At 57.2% G+C, this 21,867-nt stretch carries 19 protein-coding genes; 6 read left to right on the forward strand and 13 right to left on the reverse strand.

Annotation, left to right across the window (positions count from 1 at the left end; genetic code table 11):
- Nucleotides 1-2: 2 nt before the first annotated feature.
- Complete coding sequence (gene groES / locus Q0T48_RS02550) at nucleotides 3-293, reverse strand: co-chaperone GroES (protein WP_295951957.1); 291 nt, start codon at nucleotides 291-293, stop codon at nucleotides 3-5.
- A 254-nt stretch (nucleotides 294-547) separates the two neighbouring features.
- A complete protein-coding gene (locus Q0T48_RS02555; protein ID WP_295951960.1) occupies nucleotides 548-1,726 on the reverse strand; it encodes an FAD-dependent monooxygenase in 1,179 nt (392 codons plus the stop codon).
- Nucleotides 1,727-2,026: 300 nt separating this feature from the next.
- On the opposite strand from Q0T48_RS02555, the gene Q0T48_RS02560 reads away from it, so the two are divergent.
- From Q0T48_RS02560 to Q0T48_RS02580, 5 genes are read left to right on the forward strand one after another with little or no spacing between them, the layout of a single operon-like run.
- Nucleotides 2,027-3,415: a TIGR03013 family XrtA/PEP-CTERM system glycosyltransferase gene (locus tag Q0T48_RS02560; RefSeq protein WP_295951964.1), complete on the forward strand. Its 1,389-nt coding sequence runs from the start codon at nucleotides 2,027-2,029 to the stop codon at nucleotides 3,413-3,415.
- A gap of 39 nt (nucleotides 3,416-3,454) precedes the next feature.
- On the forward strand, nucleotides 3,455-5,560 hold the full coding sequence (gene prsK / locus Q0T48_RS02565) for an XrtA/PEP-CTERM system histidine kinase PrsK (RefSeq protein WP_295951967.1): 2,106 nt from the start codon (nucleotides 3,455-3,457) through the stop codon (nucleotides 5,558-5,560).
- Nucleotides 5,557-6,918 (forward strand): PEP-CTERM-box response regulator transcription factor, encoded by a 1,362-nt coding sequence (prsR, locus tag Q0T48_RS02570; RefSeq protein ID WP_295951970.1) that lies wholly within the window; start codon nucleotides 5,557-5,559, stop codon nucleotides 6,916-6,918. Before prsK ends, prsR begins: the two co-directional genes overlap by 4 nt.
- Nucleotides 6,919-6,942: 24 nt before the next feature.
- Nucleotides 6,943-9,717 (forward strand): XrtA/PEP-CTERM system TPR-repeat protein PrsT, encoded by a 2,775-nt coding sequence (gene prsT / locus Q0T48_RS02575; protein WP_295951973.1) that lies wholly within the window; start codon nucleotides 6,943-6,945, stop codon nucleotides 9,715-9,717.
- 38 nt (nucleotides 9,718-9,755) lie between these two features.
- Nucleotides 9,756-10,532 carry a serine protease gene (locus Q0T48_RS02580; RefSeq protein WP_295951975.1) on the forward strand — a complete coding sequence of 259 codons (777 nt, stop codon included), beginning with the start codon at nucleotides 9,756-9,758 and terminating at the stop codon, nucleotides 10,530-10,532.
- Nucleotides 10,533-10,550: 18 nt separating this feature from the next.
- On the opposite strand, the gene Q0T48_RS02585 is transcribed toward Q0T48_RS02580, so the two are convergent.
- The 5 genes from Q0T48_RS02585 to hemA form a co-directional block, all read right to left on the reverse strand.
- Nucleotides 10,551-11,546 carry an AAA family ATPase gene (locus tag Q0T48_RS02585; protein ID WP_295951979.1) on the reverse strand — a complete coding sequence of 332 codons (996 nt, stop codon included), beginning with the start codon at nucleotides 11,544-11,546 and terminating at the stop codon, nucleotides 10,551-10,553.
- Nucleotides 11,547-11,707: 161 nt separating this feature from the next.
- Nucleotides 11,708-12,034 carry a Grx4 family monothiol glutaredoxin gene (gene grxD, locus Q0T48_RS02590; RefSeq protein ID WP_295951982.1) on the reverse strand — a complete coding sequence of 109 codons (327 nt, stop codon included), beginning with the start codon at nucleotides 12,032-12,034 and terminating at the stop codon, nucleotides 11,708-11,710.
- 168 nt (nucleotides 12,035-12,202) lie between these two features.
- Entirely contained in the window at nucleotides 12,203-13,207 is a 1,005-nt protein-coding gene (gene prmC, locus Q0T48_RS02595; protein WP_295951985.1) for a peptide chain release factor N(5)-glutamine methyltransferase, read from the reverse strand.
- A gap of 10 nt (nucleotides 13,208-13,217) precedes the next feature.
- A complete protein-coding gene (prfA, locus tag Q0T48_RS02600) occupies nucleotides 13,218-14,300 on the reverse strand; it encodes a peptide chain release factor 1 (RefSeq protein WP_295951987.1) in 1,083 nt (360 codons plus the stop codon).
- Between the two features lie 78 nt (nucleotides 14,301-14,378).
- Entirely contained in the window at nucleotides 14,379-15,647 is a 1,269-nt protein-coding gene (hemA, locus tag Q0T48_RS02605) for a glutamyl-tRNA reductase (protein WP_295951991.1), read from the reverse strand.
- 160 nt (nucleotides 15,648-15,807) lie between these two features.
- Here hemA and Q0T48_RS02610 point away from each other — a divergent pair, with 160 nt between their 5' ends.
- Nucleotides 15,808-15,984 (forward strand): hypothetical protein, encoded by a 177-nt coding sequence (locus Q0T48_RS02610; RefSeq protein ID WP_366887921.1) that lies wholly within the window; start codon nucleotides 15,808-15,810, stop codon nucleotides 15,982-15,984.
- Here Q0T48_RS02610 and Q0T48_RS02615 read toward each other — a convergent pair.
- The 6 genes from Q0T48_RS02615 to ugpB all read right to left on the reverse strand — a co-directional run bounded on the left by Q0T48_RS02615 (nucleotide 15,970) and on the right by ugpB (nucleotide 21,825).
- A complete protein-coding gene (locus Q0T48_RS02615) occupies nucleotides 15,970-16,710 on the reverse strand; it encodes a GGDEF domain-containing protein (protein WP_295951996.1) in 741 nt (246 codons plus the stop codon). The genes Q0T48_RS02610 and Q0T48_RS02615 overlap by 15 nt on opposite strands.
- 152 nt (nucleotides 16,711-16,862) lie before the next feature.
- Nucleotides 16,863-17,624, reverse strand: a complete 762-nt coding sequence (ugpQ, locus tag Q0T48_RS02620; protein ID WP_295951999.1) for a glycerophosphodiester phosphodiesterase — start codon at nucleotides 17,622-17,624, stop codon at nucleotides 16,863-16,865.
- A gap of 12 nt (nucleotides 17,625-17,636) precedes the next feature.
- Nucleotides 17,637-18,653 (reverse strand): sn-glycerol-3-phosphate import ATP-binding protein UgpC, encoded by a 1,017-nt coding sequence (locus Q0T48_RS02625; protein WP_295952002.1) that lies wholly within the window; start codon nucleotides 18,651-18,653, stop codon nucleotides 17,637-17,639.
- 104 nt (nucleotides 18,654-18,757) lie between these two features.
- Complete coding sequence (gene ugpE / locus Q0T48_RS02630) at nucleotides 18,758-19,609, reverse strand: sn-glycerol-3-phosphate ABC transporter permease UgpE (RefSeq protein ID WP_295952005.1); 852 nt, start codon at nucleotides 19,607-19,609, stop codon at nucleotides 18,758-18,760.
- Nucleotides 19,610-19,621: 12 nt separating this feature from the next.
- Nucleotides 19,622-20,503, reverse strand: coding sequence for a sn-glycerol-3-phosphate ABC transporter permease UgpA (gene ugpA, locus Q0T48_RS02635; RefSeq protein WP_295952008.1), 882 nt, complete (start codon nucleotides 20,501-20,503; stop codon nucleotides 19,622-19,624).
- Nucleotides 20,504-20,511: 8 nt separating this feature from the next.
- The gene (gene ugpB, locus Q0T48_RS02640; protein WP_295952011.1) at nucleotides 20,512-21,825 is read right to left on the reverse strand and encodes a sn-glycerol-3-phosphate ABC transporter substrate-binding protein UgpB; all 1,314 of its coding nucleotides are present in this window, start codon (nucleotides 21,823-21,825) and stop codon (nucleotides 20,512-20,514) included.
- Between the last annotated feature and the right edge of the window lie 42 nt (nucleotides 21,826-21,867).

Genomic DNA, 21,867 nt, shown 5'->3' on the forward strand with positions numbered 1-21,867 from the left:
AATTACTTCTCTACAACCGCGAAGAGGTCGTCTTCTTTCATGACCAACAGTTCGTCGCCTTCGACCTTGACGGTTTGGCCGCTGTACTTGCCGAACAAGACGCGGTCGCCAACCTTGACGGTCAGGGCGGAAATTTCACCCTTGTCGTTCTTTTTGCCAGGGCCAACAGCCAGGATTTCGCCTTGGTCTGGCTTTTCAGCAGCCGAGTCAGGGATCACGATGCCGGAAGCGGTCTTGGTTTCGCTGTCAATACGCTTGACGATCACGCGGTCGCCGAGAGGACGTAGGTTCATAGAGTCTCCTAAAAATGGAACGGTAAAAAAGGGGCGTGGGGTGGGTGCTAGCACTCAACCCCTACAAGTGCTAATGATAAGGGCAAGTTGTGACGTTTCAAGGGCAGCAGCCAGAAATGCTGTGCTGGCCGAGGCTATTGCATGCGGCTTGGCGCACACTTTGGCATGCGAAATTTAAGAAAATAAGGCCTGTAGCCTATATTCCACTTACGCTAGTAGCTATCTATTTAATAGTGAACAGATTGTAAGGCGGGTTAGCCACCGCCGTACAGCCATGGTAGGTCCAGCAGGCGTTCACCGCCCAGCTGCATCGCCCGGTCCCGGCCCCAGCGCACCAGGCCCGTGGCATGGAAGATGCGGCCATTGCGGATGGCGCGCGCTTGCACCCGTGCATTGCGTTGCCAGCGTTGGTCTGCGTAGTGGGCTAGCGCGGCAGGAATGTCGCTGCCGGGCTGCAACACGCTGGCCAGGGTGGCGGCATCTTCTATGGCCATGCCCGCGCCTTGGGCTAGGTAAGGGCGCATCGGGTGGGCCGCATCGCCCAGCAACGCGACCCGGCCTTGCGCATGCTGGTGGGCCCCGGCCATGGGCGGGCGGTCGCACAGCACCCACAAGCGCCAGGAGGAGACCGCCTGCAACAGGTCTTGGAGCGGGCTGCACGCGCCTGCCAGGCTGGTCTGCAGATCGGCGGCGTTGGCACTGTGGTCCCAGTGCTCCAGGCTGGTGCGCTGGGGCGGGAGCTGGCCGTGCACGATGGCCACGACGTTGAGCCAGTCGCCGCCACACACGGGGTACTGCACCACATGCAGATTCGGGCCTAGCCAAGCGTTGACGCGCTGGGAGCGCAGGTGCTGCGGCAGATCCGCCTGGCGCACCAGTGCGCGGTAGGCTAGGTGGCCGGTGCTGCGGGGCGGGCCATCGTGCAGCAGCCATTGGCGCACGGGGCTCCACAGACCGTCGGCACCCACCAGGGCATCGCCGTGGATGTCTTCCGCAGTGCTGCCGCGTACCGATACGCCAGAGGGGTTTTGGCTGAAATGCTGCAGGCCGTGGTCGAGTTGCAGCTGGGTACTCGTCTGCTGCACGGCGGTATGCAGCAGCGCCAGCAGGTCGGCCCGGTGCAGCGTGGCGTAGGGTGCTCCGTAGCGTTGCTGCATGTCAGTGCCCAGCGCCAGACGGCCCAGTTCGCGGGCCGTCAGTGCGTCGCGCACCTGCAGATGCGGTGGAAAGGCGGCCACAGCCGCCAGTGCGTCTTGCAGGCCCCAGCAGTACAGCAGCCGGGTGACGTTGGGGCCGATTTGGATACCTGCGCCGACTTCGCTCAAGACGGCCGCACGTTCGAACACGCGCACATCCCAGCCGACCTGCGCGCACGCCAAGGCCGCTGCCATGCCACCAATGCCTGCGCCTGCGATGAGTAACTGTTGAACCATGGGGTGATTTTGCCGTGCCCGGCGTATCGGCACAGGACGTGATCAATGCCTTAAATGGGTGCAAAAGTGCCTCTGACGTTGACCCCTGGGCCTCATATCTGTCTCAAAAAAAGCCCATAATGCAGCAGCAAAATTTATCTCACAGAGCGGTGGACTCGAGCGCTTTAAAAATCCTGCCAAATGCGCTTTATATCCAAACGCTATTCCATTGGACCAACCAATACTCGATGCATTTTCTTAAAAATCTAGACGCCAAACTGGGGTTAATCGGCCGGGTATCAGAGTTATCGCAGCATATAGGTGGCAGGCTTGATAAAAATATTTAACCATTACCTGCACCGACGCACGTTGCAGCAGGTTTTTTTTGATCTGGGACTGGTGATCTTGGCCGTTTTGGCTGTGGTGATCTGGAGGGGGGAAGATTTCACCTCGGTCGTGTCTTTGCTGGGACATGCCAGTTTGCTGTCGTTGGGCATGCTGGTGATCAACTCGGCTTTGGGCTTCTACCAACGTATCCATAACCGGTCGTTAAACCAGTCGCGCGCGCGCGCCGCCCTGTCTTTGGTGCTGGCATTGCCGCTGACGTACGGCGTTTTTTCGTTGTTCCCCCAAAGCTCTACCAGCCGCGAGACGCTGGCCATGGCGGCCATGGCAGGTTTTGTCGTGGTCATATTGCACCGGGTGTATGTGGTCCATTCGATGCCGCAATCCATGATGCGCCACCGTGTGCTGGTGTTCGGCACCGGACCCCGCGCGGCCCTGGTGGGGAAAACACTCAAAAACGAAGATCCCCATGTGGATGTTGTAGGTTACTACGCCAGCCCGAACGAGGCCGAATCCGAGGTGTCGGCCTGGGGAATTTTGTCCAAGCACAAGTCTTTGACTGATACGGCTTTGGAGTTGGAAGTGGATGAAATCGTCGTGGCACTGGTAGAGCGCCGCGGGGGCAGCATGCCTTTGCGTGAATTACTGGATTGCAAGCTGCACGGCGTGCGGGTGGTTGATGTGGCCACGCATTTTGAAAAAACCAAGGGCCAGATCCGGCTGGATTCGGTGAATGCCGGATGGCTGATTTTTGGCGATGGTTTTAGCCAGGGTGGTGTACGTACTGCGGTCAAGCGCTTGTTTGATATCGGTAGCGCTGTGGTGTTGATTCTGCTCAGCCTGCCGATCATGCTCATCACCATGTTGTTGGTGGTGCTGGAAAGTCCGGGGCCGGTTTTTTACCGCCAGGAGCGGGTCGGTTTCAATGGCCGACTGTTCAATGTGGTGAAGTTTCGCAGCATGCGCGCCGATGCTGAAAAAGACGGAACTCCACGCTGGGCGGCTGCCCAGGATGACCGGGTCACCAAGGTCGGCAAGTTCATCCGCAAAGTGCGTATTGACGAATTGCCGCAGTTGTTTTGTGTCCTCAACGGGGATATGAGCATGGTGGGACCACGGCCTGAGCGGCCTTATTTTGTCGACCAGTTGACGCGCCAAATCCCCTACTATGCGGTGCGCCAAAGCGTCAAACCTGGTGTCACGGGCTGGGCGCAAGTTCGCTACCACTACGGTGCCACGCTGGAAGATTCGGCAGAAAAGCTCCAGTACGACTTGTACTACGTCAAAAACCATTCACTGTTTTTAGACATCATCATCTTGTTTGAAACTGTTGGCGTCGTGCTGATGGCCAAGGGTGCACGCTGAAGTGCGCCATGCGGCTGTGCCGCACGCTGTGTATAACCCATGGATAAAGAAACATTCACCTTGACGGCCGTGGGTTATGCCTTGGTGGCATTGGTGTATGGCGGGTTTGCACTGCGGTTGATGGCGATGGGGGTTGCGCGCGCGCCCAGGAATCCATCCGCCCTCTACCTGCTATTCGCCGTTATTTTCTCTGCCCTGTGGGGCGGGTGCCAACTGCTGTCTGTGATAAGTCCATGGTGGGTCTTGCTGGGCAATCTGGCCGACATATTGCGCTATGGCTGTTGGTTTGGGTTCATGCTGCTCCTGTGCCGTTCTGGCCGCGACGGGAGGCTACCGTCGGGTATGGCCTGGCTGCCATTGATGGCCGCAGTTTTGGTGGGCTTGGGCCTGGGGACGCAGATACTGGCACCGTTTGGTGTGCTTGTTTTTGGTGATTTGGGGGAAATGGCGCTGATGTGGGCCATGGCTTTACCCGTGTTGGCCTTGGTGCTGTTGGAGCAGATTTACCGCAACGTGACTGAAGACTCCCGCTGGAATGTCAAGCCGTTGAGCTTGGGGTTAGCGGGTCTGTTCTTGTTTGATCTGTATCTGTATTCGCAAGCGGTGTTGTTCAAACGCTTGGATAGCGATGCCCTGAGCATCCGCGGGGCCGTGCATGCCCTGATGGTGCTGCTGCTGCTGCTGTCTACGACCCGTCGCCACGACTGGATTTCCAGTATCCGGGTGTCGCAAAAGGCCGCCTTCCATTCAGCAACGCTCTTGGTGGCCGGTGCGTATTTGATCTTCATTTCTGCCGTGGGTTACTACGTACGGTACTTTGGTGGTGAATGGGGACGGGCTTTGCAGGTGGGGGTAGTGTTTTCGGCCTTGATTGCGCTGATGGTGCTGGCCTTGTCGGGCTCTTTCCGGGCCAAGCTACGGGTTTTGGTGGGCAAGCATTTTTTCCGCTACCGGTATGACTATCGCGAAGAGTGGCTGAAGTTCACCCAGACGCTGTCCAGTAACCACGCGCCACAGGACACAGGTCAACAGGTGGTGCGGGCGCTGGCGGACATGCTCGACAGCCCAGGTGGCGGACTGTGGATGAAAAGCACCAGTGAATCGGTGTTTCGCCAAACGGCCCACTGGAATCTGGTGGCAACCTCTGCCAAAGAGGACGCGGAATCCTCGTTCTGCCAATTCTTGGTGCGCAGCGGTTGGGTGATCAATTTGGAGGAGTACCGTTCCTTTTCTAAACGGTATGGCGACCTCACGTTGCCCCTGTGGCTGCAGGATGTGATCCAGGCTTGGTTGATTGTGCCGCTGACGGCGGGCGGTGAGTTGATCGGTTTTGTCGTCTTGGCCCGCGCCCGTACCAATATCGACGTGAACTGGGAGGTGAACGATTTGCTCAAAACGGCTGGCCGCCAGGCGGCGAGCTATTTGGCGCAGATGCGGGCAACAGAGGCCTTGCTGGAGGGTCGCAAGTTTGATGCTTTCAATCGCATGTCAGCTTTTGTCGTGCACGATCTTAAAAACATCGTGACGCAGCTGTCGCTGATGCTCAAAAACGCCAAGCGCTTGCATGCCAACCCAGAGTTTCAACAAGACATGCTCATGACTGTGGAAAATTCGTTAGACAGAATGCGCCAGCTCATGCTGCAATTGCGAGAGGGTGCAACTCCTCCTGGTACGGCGGTGGGGGTGGATCTGGGAACCATCGTGCAACGCATTTCGCTTGTGGCATCCAAACGTGGCCGCCACCTGGACGTGACGCTGGTTGAGAGAATTGTCACGCGTGGCCATGAGGAGCGCCTTGAGCGGATCATCGGACACATTGTGCAAAATGCCTTTGACGCGACCGATCCTTCTGGGCGCGTATGGCTCAAGCTCGACCGTTTCAATGGACAAGCCCGGGTGGAGATCGGTGATACCGGGCACGGTATGAGCGAAGAATTTGTCCAGGAACGCCTTTTCAAACCGTTTCAAACAACCAAGCAAGCCGGTATGGGCATCGGTGCCTATGAAAGCTTTCAGTACGTGCAGGAATTAGGAGGCAAGATTTTGGTGAATAGTGCGCTAAACGAAGGAACGCTGGTGACGCTTTTATTGCCTTTGTTTGAGGTCCACCAGGACTCAGATCTCCACGTATTGGGGACATCATGAGTTCTGATGCTGCGCGATCACTTTTGATCGTAGAAGATGATTTGGCTTTGCAAAAGCAAATCAAATGGTCCGTCGACAAATTTGACTCGGTCACCGCACAGGACCGCGACAGTGCCATGGTGCAACTGCGCCGACACAGTCCGGCCGTAGTCACCATGGATCTGGGCCTGCCACCCGATGCAGACGGGGTTTCCGAAGGTTTTCGCTTGCTGGAGCAAATTCTCACCGTTGAGCCAGACACCAAAGTTATTGTGCTGACGGGGCAGAACGACCAAGCCAACGCATTGCGTGCAGTGGCGTTGGGAGCCTATGATTTTTTTGCAAAACCTTTTGAGCCCGATCTGCTAAATCTGACGATCGAACGTGCCTTCCGGATGTTCGAGCTGCAAAAGGAAAACCGGCGACTGCAGTCCATGTACCAGCCGGATGCATTGACGGGCTTGATCACCCGCGATCCCGAGATGCTGCGCGTATGCCGAACCATTGAAAAAGTCGCTAACACCACGGCCACTGTCATGCTTCTGGGCGAGAGTGGTACCGGTAAAGAGGTTTTGGCACGGGGACTGCATCAAGCATCTTCACGTAAAAATGAGAAATTTGTAGCAATTAACTGCGCCGCCATCCCTGAAAACTTATTGGAAAGCGAGTTGTTCGGGTACGAAAAAGGCGCATTCACCGGAGCGGCTAAAACGACTCTCGGAAAGATTGAACTCGCCAATGGCGGCACCTTGATGCTTGACGAAATTGGCGATTTGCCTTTTTCGCTGCAAGCAAAGTTGCTTCGGTTTATTCAAGAGCGCACCATTGAACGCGTAGGTGGGCGCCAAGAGATTCCAGTAGATGTACGGATCGTCTGCGCTACCCACCAAGACTTGAAGGCGCTGAGTAAAGAGAGCCGTTTTCGCGAAGATTTGTATTACCGATTAGCAGAAATCGTTATCAATATCCCACCATTGCGTGCACGTAAGGGAGATGCGGCCTTGCTGGCATTTGCGTTCGTGCGGCGTTTTGCCCGAGAGCAAAATAGAGGCTCTTTGAATCTCAGCGAAGAAAGTGTGCGTTTAATTGAACATCACAACTGGCCAGGAAATATCCGTGAGCTGGAAAATTGCATTAAACGGGCCGTTATTATGTCCGATAGCAATCAAATTTTGCCAGAAGATGTCGGTTTGGATTCGCCATCGTCAGAAATATCGGATAAATCATTGGACTTAAGATCTGTCCGTGATGCTGCAGAAAAAAGTGCCATCATCGCTGCCTTGGGTCGTGTAAATGGAAATATCGTCAAGGCTGCAGAGCTACTGGGCGTCAGTCGCCCAACGCTGTACGATTTGATGCACCGCCTTGGTTTAAAGTAATCCATTTTTTACTTTGAGAAATAAATGAAAAAAAATATTTTTATACGTAATCTGGCCCCAGCACTTATTGTTGCAGGTATTTTGTCTGGGTGCGGCGATGAGAAGCCAGAAGTTTTAATTGCGGCCGCTAAAACAAGCTTGGCGAAAAATGATCAAAAAAATGCCATTATTCAGATAAAGAATGCATTGCAGGCCGACCCCAATCTCCCAGAAGCCAGATTTTTACTAGGCTCTGCATTGTTAAATAGTGGAGATCCGGTAGCGGCAGAAATAGAGTTCGATAAATCACGTCGTTTGAAGTATTCGGATGATCTGCTAGTGCCACAAATGGTGCAATCGTTGCTTTTGCAAGGAAAATTTAAGAAAATTACGGATGAATTTTCAAAAGTTGAATTGCAATCAAACGCTTCTAAAGCAAGCCTGCAAATATCTTTAAGCAAAGCTTATGCAGGCCAAAACATGGCAGATTTGTCGCAGACTGCACTAACTACTGCGCTCTCTTATGAACCGGAAAATGCCGATGCGTTAATTATGAAGGCGCGTAGTTTTGCGGCCAAAAATGATTTTCCTGCAGCGTTGTCATTGATCGATACGGTGATTGCTAAAAATCCGAGTAATCCTGATGCTCAAAAAATGAAGGGCGACATTCTTTTATATGGAAAAAAAGATTTGGATGCCGCATTACTGTCTTATAAAAAATCTGTCGAAGTAAAAAGCGATTATATCCAAGGTTATTCTGGAATATTGACCATATTGTTCCAGCAAAATAAGTTGGAAGATGCCCAAAAAGAATTGGACGCTTTAAAGAAAATTGCAGATAGAAGTCCGCAAACAAAGTATTTTGAGGTTCAGTTGGCGTACCAAAAGAAGGACTTTTTGAATGCGAGAACTTTAGCCCAGCAACTCCTTAAAATGTCGTCCGATAATCCGGTTGGGTTACAGTCTGCAGGACTTATTGAATTTCAATTAAATTCTTTTATACAGGCTGAAATTTACCTTAGTAAAGCTATTTCTTTAAACCCTGGGTTATCAGTTGCCCGTAGGTTGCTAGTAATGACCTATTTGCGTATGGGACAACCAGACAAGGCGCTCGCAACCTTGACTCCTGGGTTGGTCCAGGAGCCTGTAGACACGGCTTTGTATTCGATTGCAGGCGAGGTTTTTCTGCAAAATGGGGATGTTAAAAAAGCAGGTGAATATTTTTCAAAGGCATCAAAGCTGGATCCTAAAGATGGAAGAAAGCGTACGTCATTGGCTTTAGTTCATATGATCAGTGGTGATACGGCATCTGCTTTCAATGAGTTAGACGATATTGCATCATCAGACCAAGGTATATCGGCAAATCTCGCGCTCATAAGTGCCCATTTGCGTCGAAAAGAGTTTGATCAAGCACTCAAAGCTATTGATGACATGGAGAAGAAACAGCCAGATAATCCTTTGGTATTTAATCTTCGTGGGAAAATTCAAATATCAAAAAATGATTTCGTAAATGCGCGGAAGAATTTTGAAAAAGCGGTGGTTATAAATCCTACTTATTTTCCAGCTATTTCAAGCCTCGCTGCGCTAGATGTTTTTGAGAAAAAGCCGGAAGATGCGAAAAAAAGATTCGAAGATGTATTGGTGAAGGAGCCTAAAAATAACCAAGTCCTATTAGGTTTGGCCGAATTAAAGGCCCGCACAGGAGGCACAAAAGAAGAGATTGCGGAGTCTATTAACAGGGCGATAACAGCCAATCCATCGGAGGCAATGCCCCGAATTTTGTTAGTTGATTTTTATTTGCGTAACAAAGATAATAAATCTGCTTTCTCTGCGGCGCAAAGTGCGGCGACTGTACTGCCTAATAGTCTAGAGGTTTTGGACGCACTAGGGCGTGCGCAGTTGGCTATGGGTGATACTAATCAGGCTATTTCTTCTTATACAAAGCTTGTCAGTTTGCAGCCCCAGTCGGTTCAACCTTTGATGCGACTGGCAAGTGCTAATTTGGCTGCAAAAAATACAGTTGCTGCCGAGCAAAATCTCAATAAAGCTTTGGAATTAAAACCTGATCTGCTGGAGGCGCAGACAAACTTAATTCTTTTGGATATTTCTTCTGAAAAATACCAAAATGCGGTTGAGATCACGCGCTCTATACAAAAACAAAGGCCTAAAGAGGTAGTAGGCTATATTTTGGAGGGCGATGTCAATGTCGCGCAAAAGAAGTGGGATGATGCTCTGGCTGCCTATCGCATGGGACTGAAGCAGACGACTTCGCTTGAGCCGGCATCTAAAATATATTCAGTTTTAAATGCTCAAAACAACAAAGTCGAGGCAGATAAATTCTCGGCTGCTTGGCTGAAGGAACATCCAAAAGACATCTCATTTATTTCGTATATAGCCGATACAGCATTAGTCAAAAAAGACTTTATTGGTGCCGAGAAGCTCTATGGTAGTATCATTCAAATCCAGCCGGAAAATGCTGTTGCATACAATAATCTGGCCTGGATAGTGGGGCAGCTCAAAAAAGACGGTGCCATTGCTTATTCAGAAAAAGCCAACATGTTGGCACCTAATCAACCTGCCTTCATGGATACCTTGGCTGCGTTGTTGGCTGATAAAGGTGATTACGTTAAATCTATCGAGTTGCAAAATAAAGTCATTTCGTTGCAGCCGGAAAATCTTTTGTTTAAATTAAATTTGGCAAAAATTTATATAAAATCTGGTGATAAGAGTAAGGCGAAGCCGTTATTGACCGAATTGGCTAAATTGGGCGATAAGTTTGCAGCACATGCTGAAGTCGATGCTGCATTAAAAAGTTTGTAGCATTTTAAATATATTGCCAATGATTGGGAGGTGATGTAGTGAATAAGTTCTCTATCCAATGGCTGTGTCTATTGGGGTTATTTATTGCACCCTGTAATCTGGCACATGCTGATCTTGCAGACACGATTTCTAAAGTAAAGCCCTCGATTCTCATTGTGGGTTATTACAAAAGCACCAATAGCCCCCGGTTTGCCTTGCGTGGGTCGGGTTTTGTGGCTATTGGCGGTAACATGGGTGTCACCAACGCCCATGTTTTGTTTGGTCCTTCTGAAGACAGTACTGGCTTTGATTTGGTGGTGCAGGTGCGTGGCCCGAAAGGCGAGTTGCAGATGCGGCAGGCCACGGTACTGGAGCAGGACCGTTTACACGACTTGGCACTGCTTCGTTTTGCGGGGGAGCCCGTGCCTTTTCTGGCCTTGCGTGACTCCAATACCGTGCGTGAAGGGCAATCGGTCGCGCTGATGGGTTTTCCGATTGGTGGCGCGCTCGGTTTTTCGCCAGTGACGCACCGCGCAATGATTTCGTCCATTACCCCAATTGTTCTGCCTGCGGCCACCGGGCAGTTGCTGACGGAAAAGTCGATTCGCAGCATTCGGGATGGCAGTTTCGACATTTTTCAACTCGATGGCACCGCCTATCCGGGCAACAGCGGTGGGCCTTTGTTTGATGTCGAATCCGGTGAGGTGGTGGGCATTGTGAATATGGTGTTCGTGAAGAGCACCAAAGAGTCAGCCATCAGCCAACCCTCCGGTATTTCTTACGCTATTCCTTCCAATTACATCCAGCAACTGGTGCAGCGGCAAAAGGCCAACTGAGACCCTTGCCTTTCGACCTTACTGCATGAAGCCCATGCGGCCTTTGTGTTGGCTGGCTTTGGGTAGGTCTTCTACCCGCACGGTATCGCGGCCATCCAGTCGGGCATTGCCAAAACTGGTCATCAATGCCCTGCGCATTTCACGTGGGGCCATTTCGGCCAAGGCATCTTGTAAATCACTGTGTGGATCGGGTTCAAAGCGCTCGCCCCAGCCGTGTTCGGCCCGGATGGACTGGTAGAGGTTGCGGGCAATCTGGCGCGCAGCCTCGGGGGAGGGCGGCTCGATTTCAAACACGTTCATGCGGTTCAGAATCGGCTCGGGGATACCACGCGGGTCGTTCGCTGTGGTGATCCAGATCACCTGGCTGGCATCGATGGCGACTTCGGCAAACTCGTCCATAAAGTTCTGGGCCGTATCCTGCTCCAGCAGGCTGTACAGGGCGCCCAGCGGGTCGTACTGGGCATCAGCGCTGGCTTTGTCGATCTCGTCCACCACGATGACTGGGTTAGCGTATTCGCCGTCGATCAGCGCTTCAAACACCTTGCCGGGCTTGGCACCTTTCCATTGCGAAGATGAGCCTGATACCAGCCAGCCTGCGGTCATGGAGCTCATGGGGACCAGGCTCATGCCGGTACCCAGCAGGTCAGCCAGCTTCTTGGCGAAATGGGTTTTGCCGATGCCGGGTAGGCCCAACAGCAGGATGGGGGTGACTTCCAGGCCGTCGCGGCTGTCCTGGCTCATGGCGACGTGGCGTTTCACGTCGTCTAGTACTTCGGTGAAGTTGGGCAGGGCTTGGTACAAGGCCGACATCTCAGGGATACCCGAGGGTTTGACCTGGAAGCGGTCAGGGCCGCGCTCCAGCATGCGCTCGTAGGTGCTGCGCAGGTTTTCGTGCTCTCGGCTGGGCAGTTTGGCGAGTTTGCGCTCCACATCGTGGGGCTGGAACACACTGCGCACGCTGGCTACGGGCAGTTGGAACGAGGATGCATGAGGAACGAGGCTGCGAGATTCCATCGATTACTCCTGGTTACAGACACAGCTTCATTTCAGCATAAGCCATGCCAGCGTACCAGAGTCCAAGATGCGCAATAGTGCCGCTTGTTCCGCCTATTTGCGCGTTGTGGACATGCCACCACAGGGCGCGACGCACAAAACCGTGCGTTGCCGGTTGGGTATCAGGCGGGTGTGGAGCCCAGCACCTGGTGCAGTTCGCCGGATTCGTACATTTCCATCATGATGTCTGAGCCGCCTACGAACTCGCCCTTCACGTAGAGCTGTGGAATGGTGGGCCACTGGCTGTATTCCTTGATGCCCTGGCGCACTTCGTCGTCTTCCAGCACGTTGACGGTTTTGACGGTCTTGGTGTCCACGCCGCAAGCCTTGAGCAACTGGATGGCGCGGCCGGAAAAGCCGCACTGGGGGAAGCTGGCATTGCCTTTCATAAACAGCACCACGTCGTTGGATTTGACCAGTGCATCAATGCGTTGTTGTGTGTCGCTCATCAAAAGACTCCTTGAAAATCAAACCACTATTATTTCACTTAGCTCGCCGTGGCAGGAGGCGGGCGGTGTTGTGTCCCCGTTTAGGCTAAGGACGCACAGTTTGTAAGGTGCTATTAATTTAATAGCTTTATACGTATGTGCTATATGCGCTAGAGGCCTAAAACATACTTAATTTACTTGTCCGCCGGTGCAGCGTGCGATACCGGCCAAGTCGGGCCGGGATTGCACCTGCGTAAAGCCGGCCTGCTCCAGGAGCGCCATCACCGCCGGGGCTTGGTCGTAGCCATGCTCCAGCAGCAACCAGCCTTGGGGCCGCAGATGCGCCGGGGCTTGGGCAACGATCTGGCGGATGTCGTCCAGCCCGTCGGGGCCTGCGGTCAGCGCGCTGCGCGGCTCGAAAGCCAGGGCGGGCAGATGCGGGTCAGCATCGGTGATGTAGGGCGGGTTAGAGACGACCAGGTCGAATGTGCCAGCCACCTCTGCCAGCCACGAGCTTTGGAGGAAGGCTACCGGCAGCGCTAGCCGTGCCGCATTGGCTTTGGCTACGGCGAGTGCATCGGCGCTGTTGTCGACCGCGGTGACCTGTGCGTCGGGCCGGGCCTTCTGGAGGGCCAGGGCGATGGCTCCGCTGCCGGTGCCGAGGTCGATCACCTGCGGGGCCGTTTTTCCCGCCAATAGTTCCAGCGCCCAGTCCACCAGGGTTTCGGTATCGGGCCGGGGGTCGAGCACGCGGGCATCGACCCGCAGGTCCAGGCCGTAGAACTCGCGCTGGCCGGTGATGTAGGCCACGGGCTCACCGCCACGGCGGCGGGTGCAGGCGGTGCCAAAGGCTTCGGCCTGCACCGGCTTCAGGGCATCCTGTCCATGGGCCAGCAGCCAGGCGGCATCCAGCGGGTTTTTACCCAGGGCGTGCAGCAGCAGCATGCGGGCATCCAGCTTGTCGATGCCGTGCTTTTGCGCGCCCAACAGGGCCACTTGCAAGGTGCTGGCCTCATCGCTGTACACCGATGCGATGGGACGGGCCGCAGCGCGTGCTTGTTTGCCCAGGCCGGGGTGCACGGGGCGTGGGGCCATGCGCTTGGCGGTTTTTTCCTTCGCCTCCTTGAGGGACTTGCTGGACACTTGGCCGTAGCCGGCTTTGGGCTTGGGGCCTTTGTTGATGGAGCGTGCCATGGGGTTCCTTTTATACGTTGACTTCGAGTTCGGCCAGTTGTTCGGCCTCGTGGGCGGCACGCAGGGCTTCCATAGGTTCGCTGAGGTCACCTTCCATGATGAACAGCAGCTTGTAGAGCGTGAGGTTGATGCGGTGGTCGGTCCAGCGGCCCTGCGGGAAGTTGTAGGTGCGGATGCGGTCGCTGCGGTCGCCGCTGCCGATCAGGCCCTTGCGCTCGGCGGCATCCTTGGCGGCGCGCTCAGAGCGGTCTTTTTCGTGGATGCGGGCGGTCAGCACTTTCAGCGCCTGGGCCTTGTTGCTGTGCTGGCTGCGGCCGTCCTGGCACTCGGCAACAATGCCGGTGGGTATGTGGGTAATACGCACTGCAGAGTCGGTTTTGTTGATGTGCTGGCCACCGGCGCCGCTGGCGCGGTAGGTGTCGATGCGCAGGTCGGCCGGGTTGATCTTGATGGCCACGGCTTCGTCGGGCTCGGCCAGCACCGCCACCGTGCAGGCGCTGGTGTGGATGCGGCCTTGGGTTTCGGTGGCGGGCACGCGCTGCACCCGGTGGCCGCCGGACTCGAACTTGAGCTGGCCGTAAATGTTCTCGCCCTCGATGCGCAGCACCACTTCCTTGTAGCCGCCCAGTTCACTCTGCGACTCGCTCACGATCTCGCTCTTCCAGCCTTTGCGTTCGGCATAGCGGGTGTACATGCGCAGCAGGTCCCCGGCGAACAGGGCGGATTCGTCGCCGCCAGTGCCGGCACGGATTTCCATGAAGGCGTTGCGTGCGTCGTCCGGGTCTTTGGGCAGCAGCATGCGCTGCAGTTCGGCTTCGAGCTTTTCCAGCTCGGCTTCGGCGGAGGTGATTTCTTCCTCGGCCATTTCGGCCATTTCCGGATCGCTTTTCAGGGCATGCGCCGCGGCCAGATCGGCCTCGCGCTGGGTGAAGCGCACAAAGCGGCTGGCCACCTGGCCCACATCGGAATGCTCGCGCGAGAGCGCCAAAAACTGCTTCATGTCGCCCATGATGTCCTCGCGGGACAGCAAAAAGTCGAGTTCTGCAAGGCGAAAGACGTAGCGCTCAAGCTGTTGGCGTAAGAAAGGTTTCATGGGTGGCAATTCAAATCAATAACGGTCCCAAGGCGGGACGAAGGCCCTTGGGGCCTGGCACAGGGGTGAGCAGCGTCGCTAACGCTCTTTGCGCAAAAACAGTTTGTGGATGGCCTGTACCGTGGGTTCACGGCTGTCGGCATCGCCTGCGCGCAACTCGGCCATGGCACCGTGCAGCATTTTTTGCGTCAGGCCCTTGCTTAGCATCTCCAGCACGGCTTCGATGTCGTCGCCCTTGGCCAGCAGACGGCGGGCGCGGGCCAACTCGATGGCGCGCCATTCGTCGGCCTGTGCGTTGAGCTGCTGGATCAGCGGCACTACGCCGTGCACCGGGTCGCGTTGGTCCATCCAGTGTAAAAAGCTTTGCACGCCTGCGTCGATGATGACTTCGGCCTGCGCCACTGCGGCCTGGCGGTTCGCCTGGCCGCTTTGCACCACGTGGGCCAGGTCGTCCACGGTGTACAGGTACACGTCTTCCAGCGCCTTGACTTCGGGCTCGATGTCGCGCGGCACAGCCAGATCGACCATGAACATCGGGCGGTGCTTGCGCAGCTTCAGGGCGCGCTCTACCGCGCCCAGGCCGATGATGGGCAGGGTGCTAGCGGTGCAGCTGACCACCGCGTCGAATTCGTGCAGGCGGCTGGGCAGGTCGGCCAGACGCATCACCTCGCCGCCGAAACGGGTGGCGAGCTTTTCGCCGCGCTCCAGGGTGCGGTTGGCGATGGCGATGGATTTGGGGTTTTTGGCGGCAAAGTGGGTGGCGGCCAGCTCGATCATCTCGCCCGCGCCGACAAACAGCACGCGCACTTTGGTCAAATCTTCAAACAACTGGCCGGCCAGGCGCACTGCCGCGGCGGCCATGCTGATGGAATGTGCGCCGATTTCGGTGGAGGTGCGCACCTCTTTGGCCACGGCAAACGAGCGCTGGAACAACTGGTTCAGCGTACTGCCCAGGGCCCCGGCCTGCTCGGCCACGCGGATCGCATCCTTCATCTGGCCCAGAATCTGCGGCTCGCCCAAGACCATGGAGTCCAGCCCGCTGGCCACGCGGAAGGCATGCCGGGCCACCGGGCCGTCTTGCAGGGTGTAGGAGTGGGAGCGCAAGAGCGCGGGCGAGACACCGCCGGTGTGGGCCAGCCAGTCCACCGTGTGCTCCAGTGCCTGCTGGTCGCCTGCGCAATAGACTTCGGTGCGGTTGCAGGTGGAGATGATGGCCGCCTCGGGGCCTTGCAGCGCAGCGCGCAGGCCGTGCAGCGTGGGGGCGATTTGGTCCAAGGCGAACGCAAACCGACCGCGCAAATCCAGAGGTGCGGTGGTGTGGTTAATGCCTAATGCCCAAACTGCCATCCTCAGATTATAAAATTTGTAGGAGGCTAAATTCCCCACACCCCGCCAAAGCCTCAAAATTGCAGCTATGGGACCTATAGATTCAATTTTTCACCTGCTGAATTTCGCCGCACCGGCACTGGTGGTGGGCATGTTAACGGCGTTGGCCGCCAGTATATTTATGAAAAACAGGCCGCTTACGCAGCATTGGTATGCACAAGCAGCTATCAATTTTGTAGTGTGCCTGCTGGTGCTGCTGGGCGGGCTGTGGTTCTTTGGCCACGACGGCAAGATGGCCACCTACGCCGCCTTGGTGCTGGCCTGCGCCACCAGCCAGTGGCTGCTAAGTCGCCAGTAGCGACCCAAAACGCGATAGGCCGCTGTGGCCACCATGACCGGTCGCCAGCGACACCTGGTTGCGGCCCGCGCGCTTGGCGTCATACAGGGCGTGGTCGGCGGCCTGTACCAGGGCATCCAGGGTCATGGGTTCGCCTTCGGCCATGCCCGCCGCGCCCACGCTGATGGTGACGCGCACGGCATCAGAGGGTGCATAGAGCTGGGCTGAAAAAGCCACGGCTTCGCGCATGCGCTCGGCCAGTTGGCGGGCGTGCTCCAGCGGGGTATTGGGCAGCAACACCACAAATTCTTCGCCACCCCAGCGGGCCAGCAGGTCGGTAGTGCGCAGGTACTGGGCGCAGCGGCGGGCCACTTCCACCAGCACCTTGTCGCCCGCGTCGTGGCCGTGGGTGTCGTTGACGCGCTTGAAGTGGTCGATGTCCAGGATCAGTAAGGCCAGCGGCAAGCGGTGGCGCAGGGCCAGGTCGACTGCGCGCTGGGCCGTTTGGACGAAATGGCGGCGATTGGCCAGGCCGGTCAGGCTGTCGGTGATGGACTGCACATGGGCCACATGCCGGGCCTGCTCCAGCGCCACGATCAGCGAAAAAATCGCCCAGCCGGTGATCAAGGTCATCGGCAGCGGCACCAGCAGCGAAATAAAAAACGCCTCGCCCATGGTGTCATACCCCAGCGCGCGGATGTAGCCATAGGTCAGCCCCAGCGACAGCAGCGATACCACCGCGCTCATCCCCAGTGTGGTGCGCTACACGCCCCAGCGCGCCACGGCGCGTGAACAACTCTGGCGCAGGGGTGTCAATTCCGGGTCAATGGGGCGGGTGGTAGAGCGGCTGGACATGTGGCGCCGGTGCTAGCAAGAAGTGCGCGAACCTCGGTCCACCATCAAGCTGCCGGGGCAAATAGATCAATCCGGTCGGTGATGATGCCATCGGTGCCCAGCGCGGCCAAGCGCTGTGCCGAGGCTGCGTCGTTCACCGTGTAGCTGGCGCTGCGCAGCCTGGCGGCTTTTACCTGGGCCACGCTGTCGGCCGTCCACAGCGTGTGGTCGCAGACGATGGCGATGCAGCCCAGGCGCTGTGCGGCCTGCAGCCAGCCATCCCACAGGCTTTCGAGCAGCAAGCCCCGGGGCAGGCCGGGTTGGGCCGCCTGGGCACCTTCCAGCGATGCCACGCTGAAGGATGTCAGCAGCGGCGGCACCGCCTGGCCCTGCCAGAGGCGGGCGGCGGCATCGGCTACTTTTTCGCCGGTCAGGCGGTCGGTGTCGGGCGAGGGTTTGATCTCGATGTTCAAAAACAGGCTGTTGCGCTGGCAAAACGCGGCGATGTTGTCCAGTGTGGGAATCGGCTCGCCCGCCTGACTGCGCGAATGCCAGCTGCCTGCGTCAAGCTGTGCCAGCGCGCTCCAGGGCTGCTCGCCTGCGATGCCATGGCCGGTGCTGGTGCGCTCCAGGGTGTCGTCGTGCAGCAGAAAGGGCACGCCGTCGGCGCTGAGCTTCACGTCGCACTCGAACATGCGGTAGCCGTGCTGCGCGCCCAGCCGGAAGGCGGCGAGGGTGTTTTCAGGGGCCAGTTTGCCCGCGCCGCGGTGGGCGATCCAGCGGGGGTAGGGCCAATTGAGCGCGGTGACAGGGGCGGTGACGTGCATGGTGAAAGGGTCTTAAATACGTTTTCCAGTGTCGCTATTAAACCAGTGCAAACGGTCCGCCCGCGGCGTGGCGTGGATGGTGCTGCAGATGGCGGGGGCGGCGGTGCTCTCGTCGGTACGGATGATCAGCAGCTCCTCACCCAGTCGGGCATAAATCAGGCGTTCGGCACCCAGCATTTCGGTAGTTTCAACGACCAAGCTCCAACCCGTTTCGCTGAGGTGCAGGTGCTCGGGGCGGATACCCAGGATAGCGTTAGCCGGGCCGCCCAGGGCGGTGTTGGGCGCGCTTTTGAGCAGGTTCATGGGCGGGCTGCCGATAAAGCTGGCCACAAAGGTGCTGGCGGGCTGGGTGTAGACCTGTTCAGGCGTGCCAAATTGCTCCATCACGCCGCCGTTCATCACCACCATGCGCTGCGCCAGCGTCATGGCCTCGACCTGGTCGTGGGTGACGAAGAGCGAGGTGATACCGAGTTCGCGGTGCAGCTTCTGGATTTCCAGCCGGGTTTGGGCGCGCAGCTTGGCGTCCAGGTTGCTCAGCGGTTCGTCGAACAAAAAAACCTGTGGCTGGCGCACGATGGCGCGGCCCATGGCCACACGCTGGCGCTGGCCACCGGAGAGCTCGCGCGGCTTGCGGGTGAGGTATTGGCCCAGCTCCAGGATCTTGGCGGCCTTGTCGACGCGGGTTTTGATCTCGTCCACCGGCACCTTGGCGATCTTCAGGCCGTAGGCCATGTTGTCGAACACGCTCATGTGCGGGTAGAGCGCATAGTTCTGGAACACCATGGCGATGTCGCGCTCCGACGGCTCTAGGTCGTTGACGACACGCCCGCCGATGCGGATGGTGCCGTCGCTGACTTCTTCCAGACCGGCCACCATGCGCAAGAGCGTGGATTTGCCGCAGCCCGAGGGGCCGACGATGACGATGAATTCGCCATCGGCTATTTCGGCATTCACCCCGTGGATAACCTGGTTGGCGCTGGCGCCTTTGCCGTAGCGCTTGATGACGTTGGTGAGGGAGATGGCGGCCATAAAGTGTTCTGCTATTAGATATATGGCTGCTAGCGCAGGTACTGCCTGCGCTAGAGCCATTTTTTTTATAAATTTCCGACGGACATGCGCGCCGGGGGAGTGGCTTACTTTTCAGTATCCACGAGGCCCTTGACGAACCACTTCTGCATCAGCATCACCACCAGCGCGGGTGGCAGCATGGCCAGGATGGCGGTAGCCATCACCAGGTTCCATTCGGTCTGGCCGTCGCCGCCGGAGATCATGCGTTTGATGCCGATGACCACCGGGTACATGTCTTCGTTGGTGGTGACCAGCAGCGGCCACAGGTACTGGTTCCAGCCGTAGATGAACTGGATCACGAACAGGGTGGCCATGCTGGTGGTAGACAGCGGCAGCAGGATGTCTTTGAAAAAGCGCATCGGGCCTGCGCCGTCCATGCGCGCGGCTTCCACCAGCTCATCCGGCACGCTCATGAAGAACTGCCGGAACAAGAAGGTGGCAGTGGCCGAGGCGATGAGCGGAATCGTCAGGCCCGCGTAGCTGTTGAGCATGCCCAGGTCGGCCACCACTTTGTACGTGGGGCCAATACGCACCTCGACCGGCAACATCAGCGTGACGAAAATCGCCCAGAAGAAGAACTGCTTGAACGGAAACCGAAAGTACACCAGCGCAAAGGCCGACAGCAGCGAGATGGCGATCTTGCCGAAAGCGATGATCAGCGCGGTAACCAGGCTGACCACCATCATCTGGCCCACCGCCGCGTTCGAGCCGCCACTGGAGCCCGTGCCGCGCAGCACCGTCAGGTAGTTGTCGACGAAGTGCGCGCCGGGCAGCATGGGAATGGGGCGCTGCACCATCTCCAGCGCCGTGTGGGTCGAGGCCACAAAGGTGACGTAGACCGGAAAGGCCACCACCAGCACGCCCAAGATCAGAATCACATGGGCCAGGATGCCCCCCGTGGTGCGGCGCTCAACCATAAAAGCCGTCCATTAGTAATTCACTTTCTTTTCGACAAACTTGAACTGCACCACGGTGAGAGCCACCACGATCACCATCAGCACCACCGACTGGGCCGCCGAGCCGCCCAGGTCCATGGCCTTGAAACCGTCGTAGTACACCTTGTAGACCAGGATGGCCGTGTCTTTGCCCGGCCCGCCCTGGGTGGTCGAGTCGATGATGGCGAAGGTGTCAAAAAACGCGTAGACGATGTTGATCACCAGCAGAAAGAAACTGGTGGGCGTGAGCAGCGGAAACTGGATGGTCCAGAAGCGCCGCCACGGCCGGGCGCCGTCCATGGCGGCGGCCTCGATCAATGATTTGGGGATACTTTGCAGACCCGCCAGAAAAAACAAAAAGTTGTACGACAGCTGCTTCCACACCGCTGCGCCCACTACCAAGGCCATGGCGTGGGTGCTGTTGAGCAGGTGGTTCCAGTCCAGCCCCAACAGGCCCAGCCAGTAGGCCACGATGCCGATGCTGGGCGAGAACATGAACAGCCACAGCACGCCCGCCACCGCCGGTGCCACGGCATACGGCCAGATCAGCAAGGTTTTGTAAATGCTGCTGCCCTTGATGACCCGGTCCGCAAACACCGCCAGCACCAGCGACATGCCAATGCCCAAGCCCGCCACCAACACCGAGAAAACCGCGGTGGTTTTGAACGAGGCCAGGTAGCTCGCATCGTTCCACAGGTTGCGGAAGTTCTCCAGCCCCACCCAGTCCACCGAGGTGCCAAACGCGTCCGACTGCTGCAGCGACTGCAGCATTGCCTGGCCCGCAGGCCAGAAGAAGAACACGATGATGACGATGAGCTGCGGCGTGATGAGCGCCCAGGGCAGCCAGCTGGATTTGAATACGACGCGTTTTTCCATACCGGCGGTTAGCTACCCTTATTTGCTTTTTCGAAGCGTTCTAGCTGTTCGTTACCGCGCAGCACGATGCTGTCCAGGGCTTCCTTGGCGGTCTTTTTGCCGGCCCAGACCTGTTCCAGCTCTTCGTCCTCAATCGCCCGCACCTGCAGGTAGTTGCCCAGGCGGATGCCGCGCGAGTTGGTGGTGGTCTTGCGGATCATCTGGTTCGGGGCTACGTCGGTACCGGGGTTTTCCTTGTAGAAGCCGGACTTGTCGGTGAGCACGAAGGATGCCGTGGTGACGGGCAGGTAGCCGGTGCGCTTGTGGCTGGCTGACTGCACTTCGGGGCTGGAGATGTAGCTGAAGAACTTGGCCACACCTTTGTATTCGGCGGGCTTTTTACCGGCCAAAACCCACAAACTGGCACCGCCGATAACGGTGTTTTGCGGTGCACCGGGCACATCGGGGTAGTAGGGCAGGGGGGCCAGACCGAAGGCGAACTTGGCGTTCTTCTTGACGTTGCCGTAGAACCCGCTGGAGGTGGTCATCATGGCGCATTCGCCCGACACAAAGCTGGCCTCGGGGATGTTGCCGCGGCCCTTGTAGATGAACAGGCCCTGCTTAGCCATATTGCCCAGGTTTTCAATATGGCGCACGTGCAGCGGCGAGTTGATCTTCATGCGCGCATCCATGCCGCCCAGGCCGTTGGCCTTGGTGGCAAATTCGACGTTGTGCCAGGTGGAAAAGCTCTCCAGCTGGGTCCAGCCCTGCCAGGCGATGGACATCGGGCATTTGTGGCCGCTGGCCTTGAGCTTGGCGGCGGCCAGGGCCACTTCGGGCCAGGTGCCGGGGGCCTTGTTGGGGTCTAGCCCGGCGGCTTTGAAGGCATCTTTGTTGTAGTAGAAAACCGTGGTCGAGCTGTTGAACGGGAAGCTCATCATCTGGCCATTGGCGGCAGTGTAGTAGCTAGCCACGGCCGGAATGTAGGCGCTGGGGTCGAACTTCTCGCCAGCGTCTTTCATCATCTGGCCGACCGGAACAATGGCTTTTTTGCTGGCCATCATGGTGGCCGTGCCGACTTCAAACACCTGCAGGATGTGCGGCGCATTGCCCGCGCGGAAGGCGGCGATGGCGGCCGTCATGGACTCGTCGTACTGGCCCTTGTAGGTGGGCACAATTTTGTAGTCTTTCTGGCTGGCGTTGAAGTCTTTGGCCAGGTCGTTGACCCACTCGCCATTGACCGAGTTCATCGAATGCCACCATTGGATCTCGGTCTGCGCTTGCGCAGTGGAGAGCGTGAGTACGGCGGTGGCCACGGCCAATGCCAAGCGGGAAATGTGCATGCAGGGTCCTGATGAAAGAGAAAAGCAGGGATGCTAGGGGAG

Source organism: Rhodoferax sp. (assembly GCF_025354435.1).
Lineage (GTDB): Bacteria > Pseudomonadota > Gammaproteobacteria > Burkholderiales > Burkholderiaceae_C > Rhodoferax_B.

Coding starts and splice junctions, on each gene's coding strand:
- ugpA (WP_295952008.1), bottom strand. CDS start 20,503: ATGGAAAAACGCGTCGTATTCAAATCCAGCTGGCTGCCCTGGGCGCTC.
- ugpB (WP_295952011.1), bottom strand. CDS start 21,825: ATGCACATTTCCCGCTTGGCATTGGCCGTGGCCACCGCCGTACTCACG.
- prmC (WP_295951985.1), bottom strand. CDS start 13,207: ATGGCACGCTCCATCAACAAAGGCCCCAAGCCCAAAGCCGGCTACGGC.
- Q0T48_RS02615 (WP_295951996.1), bottom strand. CDS start 16,710: ATGAGCGCGGTGGTATCGCTGCTGTCGCTGGGGCTGACCTATGGCTAC.
- Q0T48_RS02585 (WP_295951979.1), bottom strand. CDS start 11,546: ATGGAATCTCGCAGCCTCGTTCCTCATGCATCCTCGTTCCAACTGCCC.
- hemA (WP_295951991.1), bottom strand. CDS start 15,647: ATGGCAGTTTGGGCATTAGGCATTAACCACACCACCGCACCTCTGGAT.
- prsR (WP_295951970.1), top strand. CDS start 5,557: ATGAGTTCTGATGCTGCGCGATCACTTTTGATCGTAGAAGATGATTTG.
- ugpE (WP_295952005.1), bottom strand. CDS start 19,609: ATGGTTGAGCGCCGCACCACGGGGGGCATCCTGGCCCATGTGATTCTG.
- prsK (WP_295951967.1), top strand. CDS start 3,455: ATGGATAAAGAAACATTCACCTTGACGGCCGTGGGTTATGCCTTGGTG.
- Q0T48_RS02555 (WP_295951960.1), bottom strand. CDS start 1,726: ATGGTTCAACAGTTACTCATCGCAGGCGCAGGCATTGGTGGCATGGCA.
- prfA (WP_295951987.1), bottom strand. CDS start 14,300: ATGAAACCTTTCTTACGCCAACAGCTTGAGCGCTACGTCTTTCGCCTT.
- Q0T48_RS02610 (WP_366887921.1), top strand. CDS start 15,808: ATGAAAAACAGGCCGCTTACGCAGCATTGGTATGCACAAGCAGCTATC.
- Q0T48_RS02625 (WP_295952002.1), bottom strand. CDS start 18,653: ATGGCCGCCATCTCCCTCACCAACGTCATCAAGCGCTACGGCAAAGGC.
- groES (WP_295951957.1), bottom strand. CDS start 293: ATGAACCTACGTCCTCTCGGCGACCGCGTGATCGTCAAGCGTATTGAC.
- grxD (WP_295951982.1), bottom strand. CDS start 12,034: ATGAGCGACACACAACAACGCATTGATGCACTGGTCAAATCCAACGAC.
- prsT (WP_295951973.1), top strand. CDS start 6,943: ATGAAAAAAAATATTTTTATACGTAATCTGGCCCCAGCACTTATTGTT.
- ugpQ (WP_295951999.1), bottom strand. CDS start 17,624: ATGCACGTCACCGCCCCTGTCACCGCGCTCAATTGGCCCTACCCCCGC.